Raw genomic sequence first — 21,306 nt, 5'->3', positions numbered from 1 at the left:
GTGTGGTCAGCACGCGCCCGTCAATAATCTACCCTTTGCCCGCAGGCGTGTGAGCAACTGGCAGATACGGGGCACTTACGAGGAGGTTACCTGTCGGAAAGAAATGCATACTATGTTATCAGTACGTATATAATGCATAAGCCCACAGTTGTTACCACATGGTCACTTGGGGGGTGGCAGACGCGGCCGCGGACCGGGGACCCGCGACCGGAACTGCACGGCAGGGTCGCTCGGGGCTGTCGACAGTGCTCGCGCAACTCGACGAGCGCCGCGAGTGTTCGCCGGAGTCCGTGCCACGGGCCACGACCAACTGTTTCAGCGGCCGGACCGCGCGGCTGCGCGTACCGGGGGCCGCGCCCACGGTCGCGGCGCTGGACTGTGACGCCCAGTACACACTGACTACCGCGTCCGAACTGCCCGAAGGGTCCTATCTCCTCTCGACGACCGTCGAGACGACAGAGGGGGCAGGTGCCCGCAGTCCCCTCGCCGCGGAACAGGGGCGCGTCCACATTCGGTTCGACGGGCCCGCCTCGCTGCGGCCGACCGATAGCGACACCGTGCTGTCGATGTGGGACCAACAGCGGGTCGTCGTCGGCGTCGGCGAGTCCACGTCTATCGGGCCGGCCCACGTTCAGGTCCGGGAGAGCCCGGCGGGACTCGCGACCGGGCTCTCGCATCTGAGCGCGGCACACCACACGCTCACACCCTCGCGCTCACATCCCGGACAGCGGGGTCACCCGCCCCTGTTGACGACCGGCGAGTCGACGTCGATTCCGACTGAGCTCGCCAACACGAAGCCCGAGACGGGAATCGAGCTCAGGTCGCCACCCTGCGTGGAGTCGCTGTTCGTCGTCGCGCCGCTCGCGTACTATCTCGGCGCGGACGTGACAGTCGGGGACCGCAAGCGGGTGGTGCTCACGGCCGAGGGGACAGACGTCCACCACGAGTTCGGCCAGTTCCCCGATTTCCAGAACGAGGTGGCCGAGATGCTCCAGCGACAGTTCTATCTGGACTGTCTGGTCAGGCGGATGAACCCCGAATCGGACCCCGAACTCCTGGACCGGTGTTCGATGGACCCCGAGACCGTCCGCTCGCTATCGCCGGCCGACCGCCTCGAACGGTACATGCAGGCGCCGACAGCGGCCGTCGACGAGGCAGTCCCGGAGTGGCACCTCTCGACGCACACGGACCCGTCGCTCGCTCGCGCTCGCTGTCTCCCCTTCCTGCTCGACAAACTGAGTCTCATCTGTCTCTCCGACGGGTCGGAGCTGGACCGGCGTGACCTCCTCGAAAAGACCCTCTCTGACACCTATACGCGCGGGGCCGCCGAGCCGACGGCGATGGTGGAACCACAGGGCGGTGTCGGCCGGGTCACCGGCTGGCTGGCGCCGGGCACGCCTATCGACGCGTTCAAGACGACGCCGTCGGCCTACGAGAACCGGTACCGCTACCGGAAAAAGGAGACCGACCACCTCCAGCTCTCCGTGGTGTTGAACGATATGGAGATGTCGGACGAACGCCACGCCGTCTCCGAGATATACCGGGCGGCCGACCTCCCGATGGACGTCACCGTCTCCGACCAGTTGACCACTGGTGCCCTCGCGGACGTGTTCGAGTCGGAGAACGACTTCGTCCACTTCATCGGTCACTGCGAGGACGACGGCCTCCGCTGTCCCGACGGGAACCTCTCGATGGAGTCGCTCTCGGAGTCCCGCACCCGGACGTTCTTCCTGAACGCCTGTGGCTCCTACGAACAGGGGTTGGCGCTCATCGAACAGGGCTCGGTCGCGGGGGCCGTGACCTTCGCGGACGTGCTCGACAGCCACGCCGCGATGGTCGGGACGGCCTTCGCCCGGCTGCTCTCGAACGGGTTCAGCATCCAGCGCGCGCTCCAGCTGGCGCGGCGTCGCATCATGATGAGCAAGGACTACGCGGTGGTCGGCGACGGGACCTACGCGCTGTTACCGGGCCCGACCGACCCCGTTGTCGTCCAGGTCAGCAACGGCGACCGCGGCTACAACCTCACCTGCGAGGTCATGACGCCACAGGGGGCCGGTGAGAGCTACGACCTCCCCTTCGACGGCCAGATGGCGCTCAACGGGACCGAAACCGAACTCTCGGTGTCGGCGGAGACGCTGGTCGAGACGCTGGAGTCGGCTTCGCTGCCGGTCATCTTCGAGGGCGAGTTCCACTGGTCCGAGGACCTCGCTGCGAGATTGGACCCAAACTTTTAGCAAGTTACGTACCAACTGGCCGGTAGCTACTGCGTATCAAATTATTGTGTTCAGCCATTGTTATTATCAAGAATACCTGCATAATATTGGTATCTGATAGATATATTTGTACTGATTTGATGGTCGATATGACACAATCAGCGACGAATTCAATCGGTTGCGGCCGATGAAATTAAATGTTTCACGCGTCAATAGACATAATAGGTCAATGAGTACCACCCTACTGCAAGATGACATCGGTTCGATGCTATCCTCGGTGTTCGACGAGACAGACACGCCGATTTACGTGGTCAACCCCTCGCAGGAGACGATTTCGTCGCTGATGTCGACGCTGGAGCGACAGGACGGTGCCCCCGAAGTCCGCGTGCTCGCGGACGAGCGAACGCTGAAAGACGTGATGGACGACTTCCTCGTCGCGAGTACGGCGGCCGACCTCGTCGAGGCCGGCACACTGTCGATGCGACTGCTCGATACGGTGCCGAACCACTCGGTCGCCGTGACGGCCGACGGCGTCTACGCGCTCGTCACCATCGGCGACATCGTCGGCGGACTCGGCACCGACGACGACGAGTTCGTCGACGACGCGGCGGAGTACTACGAGAGCACGTGGGAGAACGCGGCGGAGTACACGCTCCGGACCCCCGCCATCTCTCGCGTCCGCTCGACGCTGGAGACGGAGATCGGCCCGGAGACCGCCGAGGACTTCGACAGCGTGCTCGGCTCGCTGGCGACCGCCCGCGGCGACGGCGACGGTCTCGACGAGGTGACCATCAGCCTGCTCGTCGCTGCCCGCAACAACGAACTGCTGTACGACATCAGCAAGTGGGGCGAGGACGTCGGGCTCGCGAGCAAGGCGACCTTCTCGCGGACGAAGACGAAGCTGGAGGACATGGGCCTCATCGACACCGAGAAAGTCCCCATCGACGTGGGCCGACCGCGACTGCGTCTGATGCTGGGCGACGAGCGCCTCGAAGACGCCGACGGCGACGAGCTGGCGACGGTCGCACAGAGCATCCTGGCAGCCTAGGTTTTTCTCCCCCTGTCGTCTTTTTGCGGTCATGACTACTGTCGAAGTCGTCGGGAGCGGCCCGGCGGTCGAGTCTCTCGTCGCGGCGCTGGGCGATAGCCCCGCCACCGTTCGCCGGGCGGACGACCCGCTCGTAACGCCCGCCGACCTCGCGGTCGTGGTCGACCAGGTCACCTCGGAGCGGTTCGAGACCGCCGGCGACCGGGCGCGCGAACTGGCGACGCCGTGGGTCGCCGTGGAACTCGGGGGTATCGGGGGCGTCCCGGTCGCCGACGCCTCCGTCGCGGGCTTTGGCCCGGGGACCGGCTGTTACCGCTGTCTCACCGAGCGAGTACGCGCGAACGTCGACCAGCGACAGCCGCCCGCCGAGGCGCCCGCGAGCGGGACCCAGCGGTTCGCGGGCGCGGTCGCCGGCCGACGAATCGAGCAGGCGCTCGCGGGGACCGGCGCCCTCGCCGGAACGGTCGTCGAGCTGCCACACACCGAACGGCAGTTCCTCCCCGTTCCGGGGTGTTCCTGTGGCGGGTCCCGGACGTGGACGCTCCGGCACGGCGGGGACCCCGAGTACGAACGCGAGGCCCTCGACAGAGCCGAGGGCGGGCTGGACGAGCGCGTGGGTATCGTCAGCGAGGTCGGCGAAGCCGAGTCCTTTCCGGCGCCGTACTACCTCGCGACGGTGGCCGACACCGACCGCTTCAGCGACGTGACGGCGCCCCAGCAGGCCGCCGGCGTGGCAAGCGACTGGGACACGGCCTTCATGAAGGCGCTCGGCGAGAGCTACGAGCGCTACGCGGCGGGCGTCTACCGCGCCGACGGCCTCCCGCGGGGCGCGGCCGAGCAGGTCGCCGACGCCGTCCGACCGTCGGCCTTTGTCAGGCCCGACGACTGGCCCGTCGACGCGGAGCTACACTGGCTGCCCGCGGAGCATCTGGGGACTACACGGGAGGTCGACGTCCCCGCCGAGACGGTCCTCTATCCGCCGCCGACCCGGATGGTCCGGCCTCCGGTGACGACCGGGCTGGGGCTGGGCGGTTCGGAGACCGACGCGCTCCTGTCGGGGCTGTACGAGGTCGTCGAGCGCGACGCCGCGATGCTGTCGTGGTACTCGACGTACGAGCCACTGGAGATCGTCGTGGAGAACGCCGACGGGTTCGACACGCTCCGCCGTCGCGCCCGCTCGGAGGGGCTGGACGCGACGGCGCTGTTGCTGACACAGGACGTGGACGTGCCGGTCGTCGCCGTGGCCCTGCACGGCGAGGCGTGGCCCGAGTTCGCCATCGGCTCGTCGGCGGGGCTGGACCCGGAGGCCGCCGCTGTCGGCGCGCTGGAGGAGGCGCTACAGAACTGGCTCGAACTACGCGGGATGGGGCGCGACGGTGCGAGCGACGCCTCCGGGGCTATCGGCCACTACGCCGGCCGGCCCGACGCCGTGTCGTCGCTCACCGACGCGGCGACCGCGGTTCCGCTCTCCAGTATCGGTCCGGACACCGTCCCGGAGGGAGCGGCCGAGCTGTCGACGCTCGTCGAGCGGGTGACCGAGGCCGGACTCGACCCGTACGCGACTCGGCTCACGACCCCGGACCTCGAACAGCTGGGGTTCGAGGCCGTTCGAGTGCTGTGTCCCAGCGCCCAGCCGCTGTTCTTCGAGGACGCGTACTTCGGCGAGCGAGCCGAGCGGGTCCCGGAAGAGCTGGGCTTCGAACCGCGGCTGGACCGGGCGCACCACCCGTTCCCGTAGCCGGCCCTCAGATACCGAACGTGGCCCGCAGCATGTCCCTCGTGCCGGGGCCGAGTCCGACGGCGGTGACGGCGATGAGCAGGAGTAGCGCGTAGCGCGGACTCTCGTCGAGGAACTCCTCGTTGAACAGCCAGACGACCAGCGAGGCGACGGCGAGTTTCACGACGAGGAAGGGCCAGGAGGTGCCGATGGCGGCGGTGAGGCCGGCCGGCTGGAGCGCTTCAGTCGTCGAGATGATGAACGCGTTGGCGGGGTGTTTCGGGTAGTAGGTCAGCGGGACGTTCAGGAGGTCGAGCCAGTCGGCCAGCAGGACGTTGGCGACGCCGTCGATGGCGTGGCCCCAGATGACCAGCAGGCCGATGTAGCCGGTGCCGCTGTTGACCTCGGGGGCGTAGTTCGCGAACAGCCAGTAGAGCCCGTAGGAGAGCCCCGACGCGATAGCCACCGTCGAGACGAGCACGGACGGGTACAGCGTCGAGTACCCCGTCGTCAGCGCGCCCGCGGTGAGGTAGGCGAGCGTGAACACGACCAGTGCGACGCCCACGCCGGCGGTGGCTCGGTAGTAGCTGTCGACGACGCCGCGGCGGTCGAGTTCCAGACAGGCCAGCAACGACATCAGCGTCACGAGGAAGACGGTGCCGTAGATGACCGGGCTGATGATGAGCGAGCTCAGGGGGTACTGGACGAGGGGCTCCATGCCGACTTCCACGGCGCGGTCAGTGCCGTCCTCGACGACGCGTAGCGCGCCACCGAGCAGCATGAACGGGACGAACGCGAAGTAGAGGTTTGGGTCCTCGGCGACGTCGAGGCGTTCGAGCAGGAGGTAGACGCCGACGAGCATGTACACCAGGATGAGCATGTACCCCACCTCGGAGACGATGGTGTAGCCGGGTTCGGCGACGACACGACCGCCCGCGGCGGCGGCCTCACACCCCTGGTAGAGCGGCTCGGGGCCGCTGTCGGTCATCACCGCACAGCCCGCTGACTTCGCGTCGGCGTACACCGGGCCCCAGAAGAAGTGCCAGAGGAAGCGGTCCCAGACGCGTGTCGGCATCGCGACCGCCGCGGCCGCGGTGCCGACCACGATGGCGACGAAGGAGGCGACCCAGAGCCGGGCGGGCCCGTACTCCTCGCTGAGTCGCTCGTACGTGTTCATGGCCGTGTGACCGGCGGGCGTCGATTTCAGGCTTCCGGTCGCGTGTGCGCGGTCCGCCGAACCCCGCCGGTGCACTGCTGTCCCGCGTCAGTCCAGCGCGGCGTTGGCCGCTGCGACCAGTTCGTCGTGGGCCTGGCCGTTCGAGGCGACCAGCCCGACGCTGTCGTGGCGCCAGCGCTCGCCCTCCAGGTCGGTGACGGTGCCGCCGGCCTGTCGGACCATGTAGACACCGGCCAAGGTGTCCCACGGGTTCGTCCGCGTCGGACAGACGGCCCCGTCGAGTGCGCCGTCGGCGATGAACGCGAGGGTCGCCTGGAAGCTGCCGATGCGTCGCATGTCGCCAAAGCGCTCGGCGACGGCCGTACACAGCCGGCCGAACTCGGCGCGGTCGTCCATCTCCCACCAGCCGACGGGGGTGACGACGAACGTCTCCGGGTCGGTGCGCTCGCTCACCGACAGCGTCGCGCCGTCCCGGGTCGCGCTCTCCGGACCCACCGCGTAGAGGTCGCCCATCGACGGCATGTACGTCGCGGCCCCGACCGTCTCCCCGTCGGAGAGCGCGGCCACGCTCGTCGCCCACGTCCGGAGCCCCCGCACGAAGTTCGTGGTCCCGTCGATGGGGTCGACGACCCACGCGGCGCCGGTCTCGGGCACCGAATCGACGCCCGTCGGCGGCGTCTCGGCCGTCTCGGGACCGGACCGCGTGACCAGTTCCTCCTCACAGAGAAACCGGTCGCCGGGGAACTCCTCTCGCACGGTCGCGACGACCTGTGCCTGGGCGTCGCGGTCGGTCTCGGTCACGAAGTCGTTCTTGCTCGTTTTGGTCTCGACCGCGACGTCGCCACGGAACTGTTGGCGAGCGACGACGCCCCCGGCTCTGGCGGCCCGCTCTGCGACTGCGGCACGGTGGTGTGCATCAGGCATGGGTGCCACTGGCAGCGGGTCGGCTTTAGGACCTCGGTATCCCGCAAACGACGGTGTGGTTACTGGGCGTCGTCGGCGGCCCGCAGGATGGCGTCGGCGATGTCGCGCGCCTCGGACGGCGTGTAGCGCACCTGGTTGCCCAGCGACTGCTCGATTCGAACGTAGTCGTCGTCCGCTTCGATGGCGAAAAAGGCCGTGTTCTCCAGCTCAGGGACCGGAATACCGGAACTATCGGACTGTTCAGTAGCCATGGCTGTGAATAACTACCGAGAACGTATAAAGCTAGTTATTATTCGTTGGATATTACCACTTGTTACTGGCCAGCATCCCCTCCGCTTGGCCCTCACCGGACAGGGACACCACACAGAGAGGTCCGAGCGACGTGTGGCTCCCGGAACTTGCATCCGTCCGACACAGACCACCACCGGGGTCGGACAGCGAACCGCGGTTACAGCGGGCGCTGGCCGAACACCGTTCCAGAAGTTTGCGAGGGAAGACCGCTCCACGCGGACTTCCGCATCGTTCGGCACCGGTCTATGGCGCCTGTGCGATGCGAGGGAAGGGATTTGAACAACGTCCAGACGGTCCGGGGGGTCCGGACTGCGACTGGCCTCGTTCAAAGCCCTTCCGTTGCACTTTGCTCGGCGCGTCTGCGCCTCGCTGCAGTGCGAGGGAAGGGATTTGAACCCTTGGACCTCTACAGGAGCGGATCTTGAGTCCGCCGCCGTTTCCTGGCTTGGCTACCCTCGCACGCGGTCTTTGCATGTCTCACAAACACGCAGGGGTATAAATGTCGTACGGATGCCGGAACGGCCGGACCGCTAGATTGACCCTTCGGGCGACCGACAGTCACTGTATGGACGACCACACGCGCGACGACAGCGTCGGCCCGCCGGCGGGGAGCCCGACGGGGTGGCGAGCGGACGGGCAGTGGGAGCACGCCACGCTCAGGCGGGCCGTCGTCCACGGGATCCGCCTGTACAACGACGGCGACTTCCACGAATCGCACGACTGCTTCGAGGACGAGTGGTACAACTACGGCCGCGGCAGCACCGAGAGCAAGTTCCTCCACGGGATGGTGCAGGTGGCCGCCGGCGCGTACAAGCACTTCGACTTCGAGAACGACGACGGGATGCGGTCGCTGTTTCGGACGTCGCTGCAATACTTCCGGGGCGTACCAAACGATTATTACGGAGTAGACGTGCTCGACGTGCGAACGGTGGTCACGAACGCGCTCGACGACCCGACGGTGTTACACGGCTGGAAGATCCGCCTCGACGACGGCTACCCGGTCGCCGACGAGACTGATTACGCGTACGCAGCGAAGCTATAAGTTGAGAGGGTCAGGCGCCGGGACCGTCGTAGGTCGCGAGCGTCGCAGTCGACCCCTCGGCCTCCCAGACGAGTCGGACCGCACAGTCGACCGTCACGCCCACGGTTATCTCCGTGCCGGCGGTGATATCGCTGACGCCGGTCGCGCCGCCCCAGTCGGTGTCCGGGGCCGTGATATCGGGGGACGCGCCGGCGGTCTCCACGATGCCCGTCCCGCGGACGTAGAGCCGGTCGGCGTCGATAGTGTCGCCGCCCGAATGCGTGATACCCAGGACGGCCGTTTCGGTGTCGTCCGTCGCCGCCTCGTCGAACTCGAAGGTGAACGCCGCCTGCGGTGCCACCGGCTCCGAGGAGCCGTCGCTCTCCGACTCGTACGACCACACCTTCCACTCCCCCTCGTGGCGGCGCAACTCGAATATCTGCGTCGCGGACTCGTTGAGTTCCCCGGAAATGCTGGCTTCGGCCTCGGCTGTAGCGCTGTCCCCGGACCGCGAGACGACTGTCGTGCTCTCGACAGTCACCGTTCCCTGGAAGACGACGTCCGATTCCCCCGGGGCGCTCGGTGAGTCGGGGTGGTACGTCGTGACGAGGGCCGCGGCGTCCTCGTCGTTGTAGGCGCTCCAGAGCTCGTAAATCGGGTCCGTCACCGCCGCGTCGGGTTCTGGCGTCCCTGTCGGGGACTCGGTCGGGGTGCTCGACTCCCCAGTCTCCGTCCCCGGCTCCCCGCCGCCGGAGTCCAGACAGCCGGCGACCGCGGTCGTGAGCGCGGTGCCTGTCAGTCCCAGCAAGTGGCGTCGTCGCATACCGTTCGATTGGTCCGGGATAGAATAAAAGCCTGACTACCAAAGCGATTTGCCGTGAGGACGAGCCTACCCCTACCCCGACATCAAACCCACACATATACTACGACCCGGCTAGTGACCTACAAACAGATGCGAGTGGTCCAACTGGGTGACGGGGAGCCCTCGATAGCCGTCGTCGGCAGTATCCACGGCGACGAACCGTGTGGCCGCGACGGCATCGAAGCGGTGCTGTCTGACCCGCCGGCGCTGAGTCAGCCCGTGAAGTTCATCGTCGTCAACGAGGCGGCCCTCGCCGAGGGCGAGCGGTACCTCGAAACCGACCTGAATCGGGTGTTCCCGGGCGACGCCGAGAGCGACGTCCACGAGATGCGGCTGGCCGCGGCGCTGACCGAGGAGCTGCGTGGCTGTACGGTCCTCTCGCTGCACTCCACGCAGTCCTACGACGGCATGTTCGCGCTGGTCGACGACGTGACACAGCTGGCCCGCGACGTCTGTCCGAAACTCTCCGTCGACGCCGTGGTCAGGACAAAGGGCGCAAACGAGGGGCGCCTGTTCTCGGTCGCCCCCTCGACGATAGAAATCGAGTGTGGCTATCAGGGCTCACCGGAAGCCGCGGCCAACGCCGAGCGGGTCATCCGCGAGTTCCTCGCGGCCCTCGGCGTCACCGACGAGGCGGCCCCCGTCAGGAACGAGTCGCTCCCGGTGTTCCAGCTCGGCGGTCCGATTCCGAAAGACCCCGCCACGGAGTACGAGGTGTTCGTGCGGAACTTCGAGCCGGTGGCCGCGGGCGACCCTGTCGCCGCGGCCGACGACGAGACGGTGTACGCCGAGGAGGCGTTCCATCCCGTGTTGCTCTCCGCGGAGGGGTACGAGGACGTGTTCGGCTACATGGGCACCCACGTCGGGACGCTGGAGTAGCTACGGGCGGTGCTCGGATAGCCGGCGAGTCGACTGACCGGGGCAAAGTGGTCCGTGCGGCGCTCAGGCGTCGTCCGGCGCCTCGAACTCCACCATCGTGAGGTCGCGGTCGAGCATACAGTAGTCGTGTGGCGGGTCGCCGAGGACTTCCGTAACGCGGTACTCTCTGTCGAAGTCGGCGCCGTGTGGCTCGCAGTAGGGGTGGCTCGGACACTCCGTGTGCGGGCAGGGACCGGCCAGTGAGGCCTTGCTGCCGGCGAAGGCGCCTTTGGTGGGGACGTTGACGCGTATCGAGGCCGGTTCGACCTCGACGGCCCGGACGCCGCTGTCGTGGACGGCGCAGTCGAGCGTCTGGCCGCTCTCCCGGACCTCGGTGATGCGGTACCGGCGACCGGGCGTGAGATTGAGACACTGGTCCCGGTAGGGACAGCCGGCACACCCCCCCGCTTCGCCGTGGTAGACGAACTCCTCGCCGGCTTCGGCGAGCCGAGTGCCGACGAGCGTAACGGTAGTCATACCCGTCCCTAGACGGGGGGCGAACGTAAGTGTCAGGCCCGGCCGGTCAGCTCGTCGAGTTCGTCCAGATAGTCGTCGCGCGGGACCTGATACATGGCGCGGAAGTCGAACTCGCCGGCCGCGAACTCGTTGGCGAGGTCGACGGCGGCCGCGACGGCCGCGTCCCGGTCCGGGACTGAGTCGGCCCGGTGGTCGACCTCCGGTTCCAGATACAGCGTCACGTACCAGCCCTCACCGGTTCGGTCGGCCCCCGGTCGGCGCGTTCGCTTGCCCTGCGTGAGATAGATTGTCGGCAGGCAGGGGGCGGGGAAGTTCTCGCTGTCGAAGACGTCGGGGCGGTACGCGAGGATGAGCTTCGCCTCGGTCTGGTTCCACACCGTCCAGTCCTCGGCCAGCGCATCGAGGTCCATACCGACGGCTGTGGCTCGGCGGGCAATACGCTGTCGGCTGGCTGTGACTCCGTTTACTTATAAATTACATACCAGAATACTGCCGTGGTATACCATACCGACGCGTTGCTGTCTCCGGGTTCTCCTATAAATATCGGGGTGAAAGACCCGGTGGTTTATGTACTCTGGCACAAGGCTCTTATTGTTGAAGCACTCATGTAATAAATAGTATCGGAATACAGTCGAAGGCTGTCACCCGTTACCGAATGGGTGGAGCGGTCCCCGCACCCACCCTACCAACACTACCCATGGTATGGTATATCGACCGACCCGAACGGACGGGTCCTGCCGCGGCCACCGGTGACCAACACACGGAGCGGCAGTTGTTACAGTCGAACTGTACCGGAGACGGTGGTATCGAGTCGCCGACACCGTCGCGTGCAGCACTACCCGAGATAGCATGAGCCAGAACAAAGAGACACTCGAAGCACTGAGTCAGGAGTATCAAGACACGATACCAGCGGACCTGCGGACCACGCGGACGTTCGACTGGTATCTCGACAAACTGTACGCCGACCCGCGAATCGCCCGCAACGCCCACCAGCGCGTGGCGGACATGTTCGACTATTACGGGACGGAGTACGACGAAGACGCCGGGGTCGTAGAGTACAAGATAGCGAGCGAGGACCCCATCCACGACGGCGAGAACACGTTCTACGGCCGCGAGGTCCACGAGGCGATTCACGAGTTCGTCAACAAGGTCAAGTCCGGCGCCCGCGGGCTCGGTCCCGAGAAACGCATCAAGCTACTGCTCGGTCCCGTCGGGTCGGGGAAATCCGACTTCGACCGGCAGGTCCGACGGTATTACGAGGACTACACGCGCGGCGACGAGGGACGGATGTACACCTTCCGCTGGACGAACCTCTGTGACGTGGTCCACGACCAGGACCCGGCCGACGACGTGGTCCGCTCGCCGATGAACCAGGACCCGCTCGTCTTGCTTCCCCAAGACCAGCGCGCCCGGGTCATCGAGGACATCAACGAGGAGCTCGACGCCCCCTACACCATCCGCAACGAACAGGACCTCGACCCGGCCTCGGAGTTCTACATGGACCGGCTGCTGGCGTACTACGACGACAACCTCCAGGAAGTGCTGGAGAACCACGTCGAAATCGTCCGCTTCGTCGCCGACGAGAACCAGCGCCAGGGTATCGAGACCTTCGAGCCGAAAGACAAGAAAAACCAGGACGAGACCGAACTCACGGGCGACGTCAACTACTCGAAGATCGCTATCTACGGGGAGAGCGACCCCCGAGCCTTCGACTACTCGGGCGCGTTCTGTAACGCCAACCGCGGCATCTTCTCCGGCGAGGAGCTACTGAAACTCCAGCGGGAGTTCCTCTATGACTTCCTCCACGCCAGTCAGGAACAGACCATCAAACCGAAGAACAACCCCCGTATCGACATCGACCAGGTCATCGTCGGCCGGACGAACATGCCCGAGTACCGGGACAAGAAAGGCGACGAGAAGATGGAGGCGTTCAACGACCGGACGAAACGCATCGACTTCCCGTACGTCCTCCAGTACGAGGAAGAGTCCAAGATATACCGGAAGATGCTCCGGAACGCCGACCTCCCGGACATCCAGGTCGAGCCCCACACGCTGGAGATGGCCGGCCTCTTCGGCGTTCTGACGCGAATCGAGGAGCCCGACACCGAGTCCGTCGAGCTCGTCCAGAAGGCGAAAGCGTACAACGGCGAAATCGACGAGGCCGACGATATCGACGTCAAGAAGCTCCGCGAGGAGGCCGAGAAGGCCGCCGACATCCGCGAGGGGATGGACGGCGTCTCGCCACGCTTCATCGGCGACGAGATAGCCGAGGCCATCATGGACTCGATGCACCGCTCGCGGACCTTCCTCTCGCCGCTGACGACGTTCAACCACCTGGAGGGGAACCTGGAGAACCACGGCTCCATCGACTCCGAGTCCTTCGACGAGTACTACCGGTTCCTCGAACTCGTCCGCGAGGAGTACAAGGAGCGGGCCATCGAGGACGTGCGCCACGCGCTGGCCTACGACATGGACGAGATACAGCGCCAGGGCGAGAAGTACATGGACCACGTGATGGCCTACATCGACGACGACACCGTCGAGGACGAGCTGACCGGCCGGGAGCAGGAGCCCGACGAGCAGTTCCTCCGTTCGGTCGAGGAGAAGCTAAATCTCCCCGAGGACCGCAAGGACGACTTCCGTCAAGAGGTCAGCAACTGGGTCTCCCGTCGTGCACGCGAAGGCGATACGTTCAACCCACAGGACAACGACCGCCTGCGCCGCGCGCTGGAACGCAAGCTCTGGGAGGACAAGAAACACAACATCAACTTCTCCGCGCTGGTCTCGTCGGGGGAGATGGACGACGACGAGCGCAACCAGTGGATAGACGCCCTCATCGAGCAGGGCTACTCCGAAGAGGGCGCACGTGAAGTGCTCGAGTTCGCCGGCGCGGAGGTCGCCAAAAGCGAGATGGAGGAGTAGATGAGCGGCGAGGAGTACATCGACCGCGCCGACGACTCGCTCGACGCCACCTACGAGGAGCCGATGGCCCTCGGGGAGTACGTCGATACCGTTCTGGAGACGCCCGAAATCGCCGCCCACGCCTCGAAATACTTGCTGGCGGCCATCGAGGCCGCGGGCACCCGGACCGTCATCGAGGAGGGCGACGAGAAGGAGCGCTACCGCTTCTTCGACGACCCGCACAACGACGGCGAGCACGCCATCTTGGGCAACACCGAGGTACTGAACGCGTTCGTCGACGACCTCCGGTCGATCGCGGCGGGGCGGGGCAAAGACGAGAAGATCGTCTGGCTCGAAGGCCCGACCGCGACGGGCAAGTCGGAGCTCAAGCGCTGTCTCATCAACGGGCTCAGGGAGTACTCCCGGACCCCCGAGGGCCGGCGCTACACCGTCGAGTGGAACGTCGCCGGCGCTGGCGGCAGCGACAGCGCCCTGACCTACGGCGATACGCCCATCGAGGACGAGGACGACTGGTACGAGAGCCCGGTGCAGGTCCACCCGCTGACAGTGTTCCCGAAGGACGTGCGCGAGGACCTGCTGGCCGAAGTGAACGACCGGCTGGACGACCACATCGATATCCGCATCGAGGGCGAACTGGACCCGTTCTCCCGGGAGGCGTACAACTATCTGGAGGAACAGTACCGCCGCAACGGGGAGGAACAGCTGTTCTCGGCGGTCACCGACCCCGGCCACCTCCGGGTGAAGAACTTCGTCGTCGACGTGGGTCGGGGCATCGGCATCCTCCATTCGGAGGACGAAGGAACGCCGAAAGAGCGGCTGGTCGGCTCGTGGATGCACGGGATGCTCCGCGAGCTCGACTCGCGGGGCCGGAAGAACCCGCAGGCGTTCTCCTACGACGGCGTGCTCTCGCAGGGCAACGGGCTGCTGACGGTGGTCGAGGACGCCGCCCAGCACGCCGACCTACTGCAGAAGCTGCTGAACGTCCCCGACGAGAGCCGCGTCAAGCTGGACAAGGGCATCGGGATGGACGTCGACACCCAGCTGGTCATCATCTCGAACCCCGACCTCGAAGCGCAGCTCAATCAGCACGCCGACCGGGAGGGACAGGACCCGCTGAAGGCGCTCAAGCGGCGGCTGGACAAACACGAGTTTACCTACCTGACGAACCTCTCGCTGGAGTCACAGCTGCTGCGCCGCGAGCTCACGAACGAGACCACCGTCTGGGACCCCGACTCCTGGGAGGAGCTGGAGACGTGGATTCAGGAGCCCGTCACCGTCGATGTCAGGGACGACCTCGACAGCGCGACCGAGAAGGACATCGCGCCCCACACCGTCGAGGCGGCGGCGCTCTACGCCGTGGTCTCCCGGCTGGACAGCTCGAACGTCCCGGCCGGGCTGGATCTGGTCGAGAAGGCGCTGCTGTTCGACCGCGGCTACCTGATGGAGGGCGACGAGCGGGTCGACATCGACGACTACGACGTCGAGACCACGGACCGGGACGGCGACCACGGTATCCCCGTCACCTACGTCCGGGACATCGTTGCCGACCTGCTCCACGAGGCGCAGGACCGCCACCACCCGGACCTGCCGGTCGAACACGTCATCATGCCCCGAGACGTCCTCAACGCCATCGCGGAGGGGCTCCACGACGCGCCGGTGTTCTCGCCCGGCGAGGCGACCGAGTACGAGGAGCGGGTGGTGCCAGTGAAAAACTACGTCTTCGGGGAACAGGAACGGGACGTGCTGGCGGCCATGATGCGGGACAAACGCGTCGACGAGGCCACCGTCGAGGAGTACATCGAGCAGGTGTACGCCTGGGCCTCCGACGACCAGATAGAGAACGAGCGCGGGGAGTACGTCGACCCGGACCCGCTGAAGATGAAGGTGTTCGAGATAGAGCATCTGGGCCGCTTCGACGAGAAGAACTACGACGGCGACGAGCCCGACCACGCGGTCCAGAAGTTCAGGACCGACAAGATAATCACGGCCCTGAACCGCCACGCGTGGCAGCGACGCGACGAGGAGTTCCGCGTCGGTGACGTCTCACCGAAGGAGATTCCGGTCATCAAGACCGTGCTCGGCAGCCACGACTGGGACGACGTCAGGCGGACCTACGAGGACTTCGAGCCACAGCAGTGGGACAACCCGCCGTCGGGCACGGAGACGGCCACGCTCAAGGAGACGACTATTCAGAACATGATGGAACTGCACGGCTACAGCGAGGCCGCCGCGGAGCTGACCAGCCGACACGTGATGAACCAGGTGAGCTACCGATGGGACTGAAAGACGACCTCGAACGGTACCGCGAAGTGGGCGAGGAGCGCCGACAGGACCTGGCGGAGTTCATCCAGTACGGCGACCTGGGCCAGTCCCGCGGCGACGAGGTCCAGATACCCATCAAGATCGTCAACTTACCCGAGTTCGCCTACGACCAGCGGGACAAGGGCGGCGTCGGGCAGGGCGAGGGCGCCGAGGAGGGCGACCCCGTCGGCCAGCCACAGCCCCAGCCCGGCGACGGCGAGGACGGCGAAGACGGCGAGCCCGGCGAGGAGGGCGGCGAGCACGAGTACTACGAGATGGACCCCGAGGAGTTCGCCGCGGAGCTCGACGAGCAGCTCGGCCTCGACCTCGACCCCAAGGGGAAGAAGGTCATCGAGGAGAAGGAGGGCGATTTCACCGACATCACCCGGACCGGCCCCTCCTCGACGCTCGACTTCGAGCGGCTGTTCAAGAAGGGGCTCAAGCGCAAGCTCGCGATGGACTTCGACGAGGAGTACGTCCGCGAGGCGCTGCGAGTCGACGGCTGGGGACCGGCCTCGGTGTTCGAGTGGGCGCGAGAACAGAACGTGCCCGTCTCGAAGGCCTGGATAGAGGACGCCTACGACGACATGACGGCCGAGGAGAAGTCGACCTGGAGCACAATCGAGGAGATGGAGGCCGAGGTCGACCAGGTCGACACCTCGACGCGAATCCGCCGGGAGGGCGTCGACCAGATCCCCTTCCGCCGGGAGGACGAGCGCTACCGCTACCCCGAAATCGTCGAGGAGCGCGAGAAGAACGTCGTCGTGGTCAACATCCGCGACGTGTCGGGCTCGATGCGCCAGAAGAAACGCGAGCTCGTCGAGCGCACCTTCACGCCGCTGGACTGGTATCTCCAGGGCAAGTACGATAACGCCGAGTTCGTCTACATCGCCCACGACGCCGACGCCTGGGAGGTCGACCGCCAGGAGTTCTTCGGCATCCGCTCCGGTGGTGGGACCCGCATCTCCAGCGCGTACGAACTGGCGGCTGCCGTGCTGGAAGAGGAGTACCCCTGGAGTGAGTGGAACCGCTACGTCTTCGCGGCCGGCGACAGCGAGAACTCCTCGAACGACACCGAGGAGCGGGTCATCCCGATGATGGAGGAGATTCCGGCGAACCTCCACGCCTACGTCGAGACCCAGCCCTCGGGCAACGCCATCAACGCGACCCACGCCGAGGAGGTCGAACGCAGCTTCCGCGAGTCGGACAACGTGGCCGTGGCCTACGTCACCTCGCCGGAGGACGTCGTCGACGCCATCTACGAAATCCTCAGCACGGAGGCCGAAGAATGAACGACGACAGATTCGAGAAACAGCGCATCGCAGAGGGACTGTCCGAGCCGGTCAGGGAGGCGAGCAACCTCGCCGAGCGACTGGGACTGACCCCGTACCCGGTGAACTACTGGGTCGTCGACTACGACGAGATGAACGAGCTCATTGCCTACGGCGGGTTCCAGCAGCGGTACCCGCACTGGCGCTGGGGGATGCAGTACGACCGCCAGCAGAAACAGGGGCAGTTCCTCGGCGGGAAGGCCTTCGAGATAGTCAACAACGACGATCCCTCCCACGCGTTCCTGCAGGAGTCTAACACGCTGGCCGACCAGAAGGCGGTCATCACGCACGTCGAGGCCCACGCGGATTTCTTCGCGAACAACGAGTGGTTCGGGCTGTTCAGCGACGGCGCGCCGCCCCGGGCGGCGGGCGGCGAGGACGACGGTCGCGGCCCGGACGCCGCCGGCATGCTCGCGCGCCACGCCGACACGATTCGGGAGCACATGCAGGACCCCGACATCGACCGCAGCGAGGTCGAGCGCTTTATCGATCACGTGCTCTGTCTGGAGGACAACATCGACCAGCACCAGCCCTACCGGCCCGTCGAGACCGCCCGGGACCGGCTGGAGGAGATAGACGGCGTCGACGTGAGCGAGCAGCTGGACGAACTGGACCTCTCCGACGAGGTCAAGCGACAGGTGTTCGACGAGGAGTGGCTCGACGCCCAATCAGACGAGGACAACGGCGCCACCTTCCCGGCCCAGCCGGAGAAGGACGTGCTGGGGTTCATCCGCAAGCACGGCATGGCCTACGACGAGGACGCCGAGAAGGCGGTCGAGATGGCGGACTGGCAAAAGGAGGTGCTGGAGCTCCTGCGGCGGGAGGCGTACTACTTCGCCCCGCAGAAGATGACGAAGGTGATGAACGAGGGGTGGGCCGCCTACTGGGAGTCCACGATGATGACCGGCGAGCGCTTCGCCGGTGACGACGAGTTCATCCTCTACTCGGACCACATGGCACAGGTCCTGGGCTCGCCGGGGCTGAACCCGTACTCGCTCGGCATGGAGATATGGGAGTACGTCGAGAACACGGAGAACCGCCGGGAGGTCGTCGAGCGGCTCCTCCGCGTCGACGATATCACCTGGCGGACGTTCCACGACGTGGTCGATTTCGAGGCGGTCCAGGACCACCTCGAACCGCCGGCGTGGCTGACCGACGTGCCGGGCCGTCTGGCCGAACTCGACCCCGAGGACCCGCGCGTCGACGCCGACGCGCTCGAACGGGCCCGTGCCGGCGAGTTCGACGTCGACAAGTACCCCTGGAAGGTGCTGACCTACGAGGGGCTGGCCCAGCGCCACTACTCGCTGCTCAAGCCCCAGTACCGCGGCTTCGTCTCCCGGGTCGGGCAGGCCGAACTGGAGCGGGTCTCGCGGTACATGTTCGACGACGCGCGCTACGACAGCGTCGAGGCGGCGCTGGACGACGTGGCGTACGCCCGCGGCTGGGACCGGATGCGCGAGATACGGGAGAGCCACAACGACGTGACCTTCCTCGACGAGTTCCTCACTCAGGAGTTCGTCGACGACAACGACTACTTCACCTACGAGTACACCCACGCCTCGGGCGACTACCGGGTCACCTCCACCGACCACGAGGACGTCAAGAAGAAGCTGATGTTGCAGTTCACCAACTTCGGCAAGCCCACGGTCGTCGTGCAGGACGGGAACTACGACAACCGCAACGAGCTCCTGCTCGCCCACCAGTACAACGGCATCATGCTGGACCGGAAGCAGGCCACCGAAGTCATGAAACGGGTGTTCGAGCTGTGGGGTCGCCCGGTGAACCTCCTGACCATCGTCAAGGAGTTCGACGACCACGACATCGAGGTGGCGAAGCGACGCGACCGCGAGCCCGAACCCGAGGAGGTCGGCAAGCGGCTGCGCTACGACGGCGAGGAGGTGACCGTCGAGGACGTCCCCTGGACCGAGGTCGAGCATCTCGCCGCGACGGACATCGACTACAACACCAAGCCCGACGAGTGGCTGGCCTGAGCGGCGCTTCTCCCCGTCGCTCAAACGGCCGTTGTACCGACCAGAAGGGCTGTACCGCTCCCCCGGGGAGTGGTCAGTATGCGAACTCGACGGGCGTTTCTCGCCGCCGCGGCGACCGCCGCCGTCGCGGGCTGTCAGGGGGAACGAGACGGGGAGCCAAGCGGGACGGCGACCGAACAGGGGACAGCGACTGCAACCGGGACCGACCGGCCGAGCACGGGCGACACCCCCGAACACGTCGCGTGGCGCCAGTCCGTTCCGGGCGTGGTGACGTTCCCGCCGACCGTCGACGGTGACCGGCTGTTCGTCGGCACCGAGATGGGGACGGTCGCGTCACTGTCGTCGGCGGCCGGCGACCTCGACTGGACCCGGACGCCGGACGAGCGGATAGCCGGCTCCCCGGTCGCCGGGAACGGCACCGTTCTGGCTATCGGTAGGGCCGACGAGCCGTTCGGGACCGAGACGCTGTACGCCTTCGAAGCCGCCAGCGGGACGCCCCGATGGGAGTTCCCCTCGACGAACTGGTGGCTGGACGTCGTCGGTATCGACGGCGACACCGCCTACGTCGCCACGAACGACGACGCGCTCGGTCCCACCGGCGAGACGCTGTACGCGCTCGCGCTGTCCGACGGCACCCAGCGGTGGTCGGCCGAGATAGGCGATCCCTCCGAGAGTCTCCGCACCGCGGAGCGGCTCTTCGTCAGGGCACCCGCCGCGGTGTACGCTATCGACCGCGACGGCAGGCGGGCGTGGCGCTACCGACCGGAGTCGTACGAACTCCGGTCCCTCTCGGCGGTCGGCGACGCCCTCGCGTTCGTCACGGTCGACGCGTCGGGTCGGGACGTGGTTCGGGGGCTGGACGCCGCGACCGGCGGCGTGTCGTGGACCGTCGGCGAACTCGACCCCACCACGACGGCCGCCGTCGACGGCCAGTTGCTGGTGGGCGGCGAGTCGGTCGCCAGCCTCGACCCGGCGACGGGCGAGCCACAGTGGGACGCCGACGTGAGTGCCCCTCTGAACGACCCGCCACACGCTGACGGGACGGTGTACGTCGCCGGCGACGAGGTGGCCGCCGTCTCGCTCGCCGACGGCACCGTCGAGTGGCGAACAGCCGTCGACGTGTCGCTGGAGGAGGCGTCCGACGGGACCGAAATCACGGCCAGCCCGGCCGGCCTGCTGGGCGACCGCCTGCTGCTCCGGCGCTCGGTCGGCGAGGACGACCGGCGGTATCAGGCGCTCGCGCTCGACGCGGCCAGCGGGGACCCGGCGTGGACAGTCGACGGCGAGTCCGACCTCACGCAGTTCGCCGTCGCGGACGCAGTCGCGTCCGCCGGCGACGGGGAGCGCGTGGTCGCGTTCGACCCCTGAACTCGGCGCGCGTAACCGTCGGTAGTTTCATGTAGGGTATCGGCCAATAACTTTATCAAGAACCTCCAAAATGCAAACGCTCTACGGCGTGCTCGGCGTCGAACCCACCGCTGACGAGCAGCGAATCGTCAGCGCGTATCGGGAGCGGGTGAAGACCCACCACCCGGACGTCACCGACGCGCCCGACGCCCGGACGCAGTTCAGACGGCTCACCACGGCCAGGGAGGTGCTCACGGACGAGACCGAGCGGCGTCGCTACGACCGACTCGGTCACGAGCGGTACGTGCGGCGCCACCTCGACGGCGGGGAGTGGACCGCAACGGCCGGCGGAGGGACCGCGAACGGTTCCAGAGCACCGGACGGGGAGACCGTCAGCGAGGCCGCCCAGCGGATGGCGGACCGAACGGCCCGGACGACCACGGAGCCCCGAACCACCCAGCGGGCGGACGGGAGCGACGGCTACGGGACCGCGGCGGAGTACTACCGGCCGGGCCAGCGCGTCGGCGTCGAGTCCCGGAGCGGGTTCGGACGGACCCTCGACGCTCTCAGCGACGTGCTTCCGTGGCTCCTTGCCCATTTCCTCCTGCTCGGGGCTGCGGTCACGGTTGCGACGGTGTTGCTGACGGGCACCAGTACGGGCGGGCTCCCGCCGGTCACCAGCATCTTCGTGGCCGCGACGATGGTCGGCGTGACCGCGGGCGTTTCGATACTCCACCTCACCTCGACCGTCTATCGCTGACCGACG

General features: G+C 66.7%; 17 protein-coding genes and 1 tRNA gene. 11 read left to right on the top strand and 7 right to left on the bottom strand.

The window, feature by feature from the left end:
* The first annotated feature begins 158 nt into the window (after positions 1–158).
* The 3 genes from NDI56_RS05685 (at position 159) to NDI56_RS05675 (ending at position 4,999) form a co-directional block, all read left to right on the top strand.
* Positions 159–2,234, top strand: coding sequence for a CHAT domain-containing protein (locus NDI56_RS05685; RefSeq protein ID WP_310918449.1), 2,076 nt, complete (start codon positions 159–161; stop codon positions 2,232–2,234).
* A 208-nt stretch (positions 2,235–2,442) separates the two neighbouring features.
* Positions 2,443–3,261: a transcriptional regulator TbsP gene (gene tbsP, locus NDI56_RS05680; RefSeq protein WP_310918448.1), complete on the top strand. Its 819-nt coding sequence runs from the start codon at positions 2,443–2,445 to the stop codon at positions 3,259–3,261.
* A 31-nt stretch (positions 3,262–3,292) separates the two neighbouring features.
* Positions 3,293–4,999, top strand: a complete 1,707-nt coding sequence (locus tag NDI56_RS05675; RefSeq protein ID WP_310918447.1) for a YcaO-like family protein — start codon at positions 3,293–3,295, stop codon at positions 4,997–4,999.
* A 7-nt stretch (positions 5,000–5,006) separates the two neighbouring features.
* On the opposite strand, the gene NDI56_RS05670 is transcribed toward NDI56_RS05675, so the two are convergent.
* The 4 genes from NDI56_RS05670 to NDI56_RS05655 form a co-directional block, all read right to left on the bottom strand.
* Positions 5,007–6,155 (bottom strand): DUF63 family protein, encoded by a 1,149-nt coding sequence (locus NDI56_RS05670; protein WP_310918446.1) that lies wholly within the window; start codon positions 6,153–6,155, stop codon positions 5,007–5,009.
* 87 nt (positions 6,156–6,242) lie between these two features.
* Positions 6,243–7,079: an inositol monophosphatase family protein gene (locus NDI56_RS05665; protein ID WP_310918445.1), complete on the bottom strand. Its 837-nt coding sequence runs from the start codon at positions 7,077–7,079 to the stop codon at positions 6,243–6,245.
* 59 nt (positions 7,080–7,138) lie between these two features.
* Positions 7,139–7,330, bottom strand: a complete 192-nt coding sequence (locus tag NDI56_RS05660) for a hypothetical protein (RefSeq protein WP_310918444.1) — start codon at positions 7,328–7,330, stop codon at positions 7,139–7,141.
* Between the two features lie 415 nt (positions 7,331–7,745).
* Positions 7,746–7,829: transfer RNA gene (locus NDI56_RS05655), tRNA-Leu, on the bottom strand.
* 106 nt (positions 7,830–7,935) lie between these two features.
* Here NDI56_RS05655 and NDI56_RS05650 point away from each other — a divergent pair.
* The gene (locus NDI56_RS05650) at positions 7,936–8,412 is read left to right on the top strand and encodes a DUF309 domain-containing protein (RefSeq protein WP_310918443.1); all 477 of its coding nucleotides are present in this window, start codon (positions 7,936–7,938) and stop codon (positions 8,410–8,412) included.
* Between the two features lie 10 nt (positions 8,413–8,422).
* Here NDI56_RS05650 and NDI56_RS05645 read toward each other — a convergent pair whose 3' ends face one another.
* Positions 8,423–9,214, bottom strand: coding sequence for a hypothetical protein (locus tag NDI56_RS05645; RefSeq protein WP_310918442.1), 792 nt, complete (start codon positions 9,212–9,214; stop codon positions 8,423–8,425).
* A 129-nt stretch (positions 9,215–9,343) separates the two neighbouring features.
* Between NDI56_RS05645 and NDI56_RS05640 the strand changes: the two genes are divergently transcribed.
* Positions 9,344–10,132 carry a M14 family metallopeptidase gene (locus tag NDI56_RS05640; protein WP_310918441.1) on the top strand — a complete coding sequence of 263 codons (789 nt, stop codon included), beginning with the start codon at positions 9,344–9,346 and terminating at the stop codon, positions 10,130–10,132.
* 63 nt (positions 10,133–10,195) lie between these two features.
* Here NDI56_RS05640 and NDI56_RS05635 read toward each other — a convergent pair whose 3' ends face one another.
* Both NDI56_RS05635 and NDI56_RS05630 read right to left on the bottom strand, forming a co-directional pair.
* A complete protein-coding gene (locus NDI56_RS05635) occupies positions 10,196–10,648 on the bottom strand; it encodes a UPF0179 family protein (protein WP_310918439.1) in 453 nt (150 codons plus the stop codon).
* Positions 10,649–10,680: 32 nt separating this feature from the next.
* Positions 10,681–11,058 carry a DUF5820 family protein gene (locus tag NDI56_RS05630; protein WP_310918438.1) on the bottom strand — a complete coding sequence of 126 codons (378 nt, stop codon included), beginning with the start codon at positions 11,056–11,058 and terminating at the stop codon, positions 10,681–10,683.
* Between the two features lie 439 nt (positions 11,059–11,497).
* On the opposite strand from NDI56_RS05630, the gene NDI56_RS05625 reads away from it, so the two are divergent.
* The 6 genes from NDI56_RS05625 (at position 11,498) to NDI56_RS05600 (ending at position 21,300) form a co-directional block, all read left to right on the top strand.
* Complete coding sequence (locus tag NDI56_RS05625; RefSeq protein WP_310918437.1) at positions 11,498–13,570, top strand: PrkA family serine protein kinase; 2,073 nt, start codon at positions 11,498–11,500, stop codon at positions 13,568–13,570.
* The gene (locus tag NDI56_RS05620) at positions 13,571–15,853 is read left to right on the top strand and encodes a PrkA family serine protein kinase (protein WP_310918436.1); all 2,283 of its coding nucleotides are present in this window, start codon (positions 13,571–13,573) and stop codon (positions 15,851–15,853) included.
* On the top strand, positions 15,844–17,163 hold the full coding sequence (locus NDI56_RS05615) for a YeaH/YhbH family protein (RefSeq protein WP_310918435.1): 1,320 nt from the start codon (positions 15,844–15,846) through the stop codon (positions 17,161–17,163). Before NDI56_RS05620 ends, NDI56_RS05615 begins: the two co-directional genes overlap by 10 nt.
* Positions 17,160–19,193, top strand: coding sequence for a SpoVR family protein (locus NDI56_RS05610; protein ID WP_310918434.1), 2,034 nt, complete (start codon positions 17,160–17,162; stop codon positions 19,191–19,193). The genes NDI56_RS05615 and NDI56_RS05610 overlap by 4 nt, the downstream gene beginning before the upstream one ends.
* A 78-nt stretch (positions 19,194–19,271) precedes the next feature.
* On the top strand, positions 19,272–20,561 hold the full coding sequence (locus tag NDI56_RS05605; RefSeq protein ID WP_310918433.1) for an outer membrane protein assembly factor BamB family protein: 1,290 nt from the start codon (positions 19,272–19,274) through the stop codon (positions 20,559–20,561).
* Between the two features lie 70 nt (positions 20,562–20,631).
* Positions 20,632–21,300 (top strand): J domain-containing protein, encoded by a 669-nt coding sequence (locus tag NDI56_RS05600; protein ID WP_310918432.1) that lies wholly within the window; start codon positions 20,632–20,634, stop codon positions 21,298–21,300.
* Positions 21,301–21,306: the final 6 nt, after the last annotated feature.

The organism is Halomicroarcula saliterrae, from assembly GCF_031624395.1.
In the GTDB taxonomy this organism is placed as follows: Archaea; Halobacteriota; Halobacteria; order Halobacteriales; family Haloarculaceae; genus Haloarcula; species Haloarcula saliterrae.
The sequence above is the reverse complement of the archived record's forward strand: the minus strand, read 5'-3'. Positions and strand labels throughout refer to the sequence as shown.

Excerpts from the sequence above, each read along its gene's own strand:
- NDI56_RS05685 (WP_310918449.1), top strand. The coding sequence starts at position 159 with ATGGTCACTTGGGGGGTGGCAGACGCGGCCGCGGACCGGGGACCCGCG.
- tbsP (WP_310918448.1), top strand. The coding sequence starts at position 2,443 with ATGAGTACCACCCTACTGCAAGATGACATCGGTTCGATGCTATCCTCG.
- NDI56_RS05675 (WP_310918447.1), top strand. The coding sequence starts at position 3,293 with ATGACTACTGTCGAAGTCGTCGGGAGCGGCCCGGCGGTCGAGTCTCTC.
- NDI56_RS05670 (WP_310918446.1), bottom strand. The coding sequence starts at position 6,155 with ATGAACACGTACGAGCGACTCAGCGAGGAGTACGGGCCCGCCCGGCTC.
- NDI56_RS05665 (WP_310918445.1), bottom strand. The coding sequence starts at position 7,079 with ATGCCTGATGCACACCACCGTGCCGCAGTCGCAGAGCGGGCCGCCAGA.
- NDI56_RS05660 (WP_310918444.1), bottom strand. The coding sequence starts at position 7,330 with ATGGCTACTGAACAGTCCGATAGTTCCGGTATTCCGGTCCCTGAGCTG.
- NDI56_RS05650 (WP_310918443.1), top strand. The coding sequence starts at position 7,936 with ATGGACGACCACACGCGCGACGACAGCGTCGGCCCGCCGGCGGGGAGC.
- NDI56_RS05645 (WP_310918442.1), bottom strand. The coding sequence starts at position 9,214 with ATGCGACGACGCCACTTGCTGGGACTGACAGGCACCGCGCTCACGACC.
- NDI56_RS05640 (WP_310918441.1), top strand. The coding sequence starts at position 9,344 with ATGCGAGTGGTCCAACTGGGTGACGGGGAGCCCTCGATAGCCGTCGTC.
- NDI56_RS05635 (WP_310918439.1), bottom strand. The coding sequence starts at position 10,648 with ATGACTACCGTTACGCTCGTCGGCACTCGGCTCGCCGAAGCCGGCGAG.
- NDI56_RS05630 (WP_310918438.1), bottom strand. The coding sequence starts at position 11,058 with ATGGACCTCGATGCGCTGGCCGAGGACTGGACGGTGTGGAACCAGACC.
- NDI56_RS05625 (WP_310918437.1), top strand. The coding sequence starts at position 11,498 with ATGAGCCAGAACAAAGAGACACTCGAAGCACTGAGTCAGGAGTATCAA.
- NDI56_RS05620 (WP_310918436.1), top strand. The coding sequence starts at position 13,571 with ATGAGCGGCGAGGAGTACATCGACCGCGCCGACGACTCGCTCGACGCC.
- NDI56_RS05615 (WP_310918435.1), top strand. The coding sequence starts at position 15,844 with ATGGGACTGAAAGACGACCTCGAACGGTACCGCGAAGTGGGCGAGGAG.
- NDI56_RS05610 (WP_310918434.1), top strand. The coding sequence starts at position 17,160 with ATGAACGACGACAGATTCGAGAAACAGCGCATCGCAGAGGGACTGTCC.
- NDI56_RS05605 (WP_310918433.1), top strand. The coding sequence starts at position 19,272 with ATGCGAACTCGACGGGCGTTTCTCGCCGCCGCGGCGACCGCCGCCGTC.
- NDI56_RS05600 (WP_310918432.1), top strand. The coding sequence starts at position 20,632 with ATGCAAACGCTCTACGGCGTGCTCGGCGTCGAACCCACCGCTGACGAG.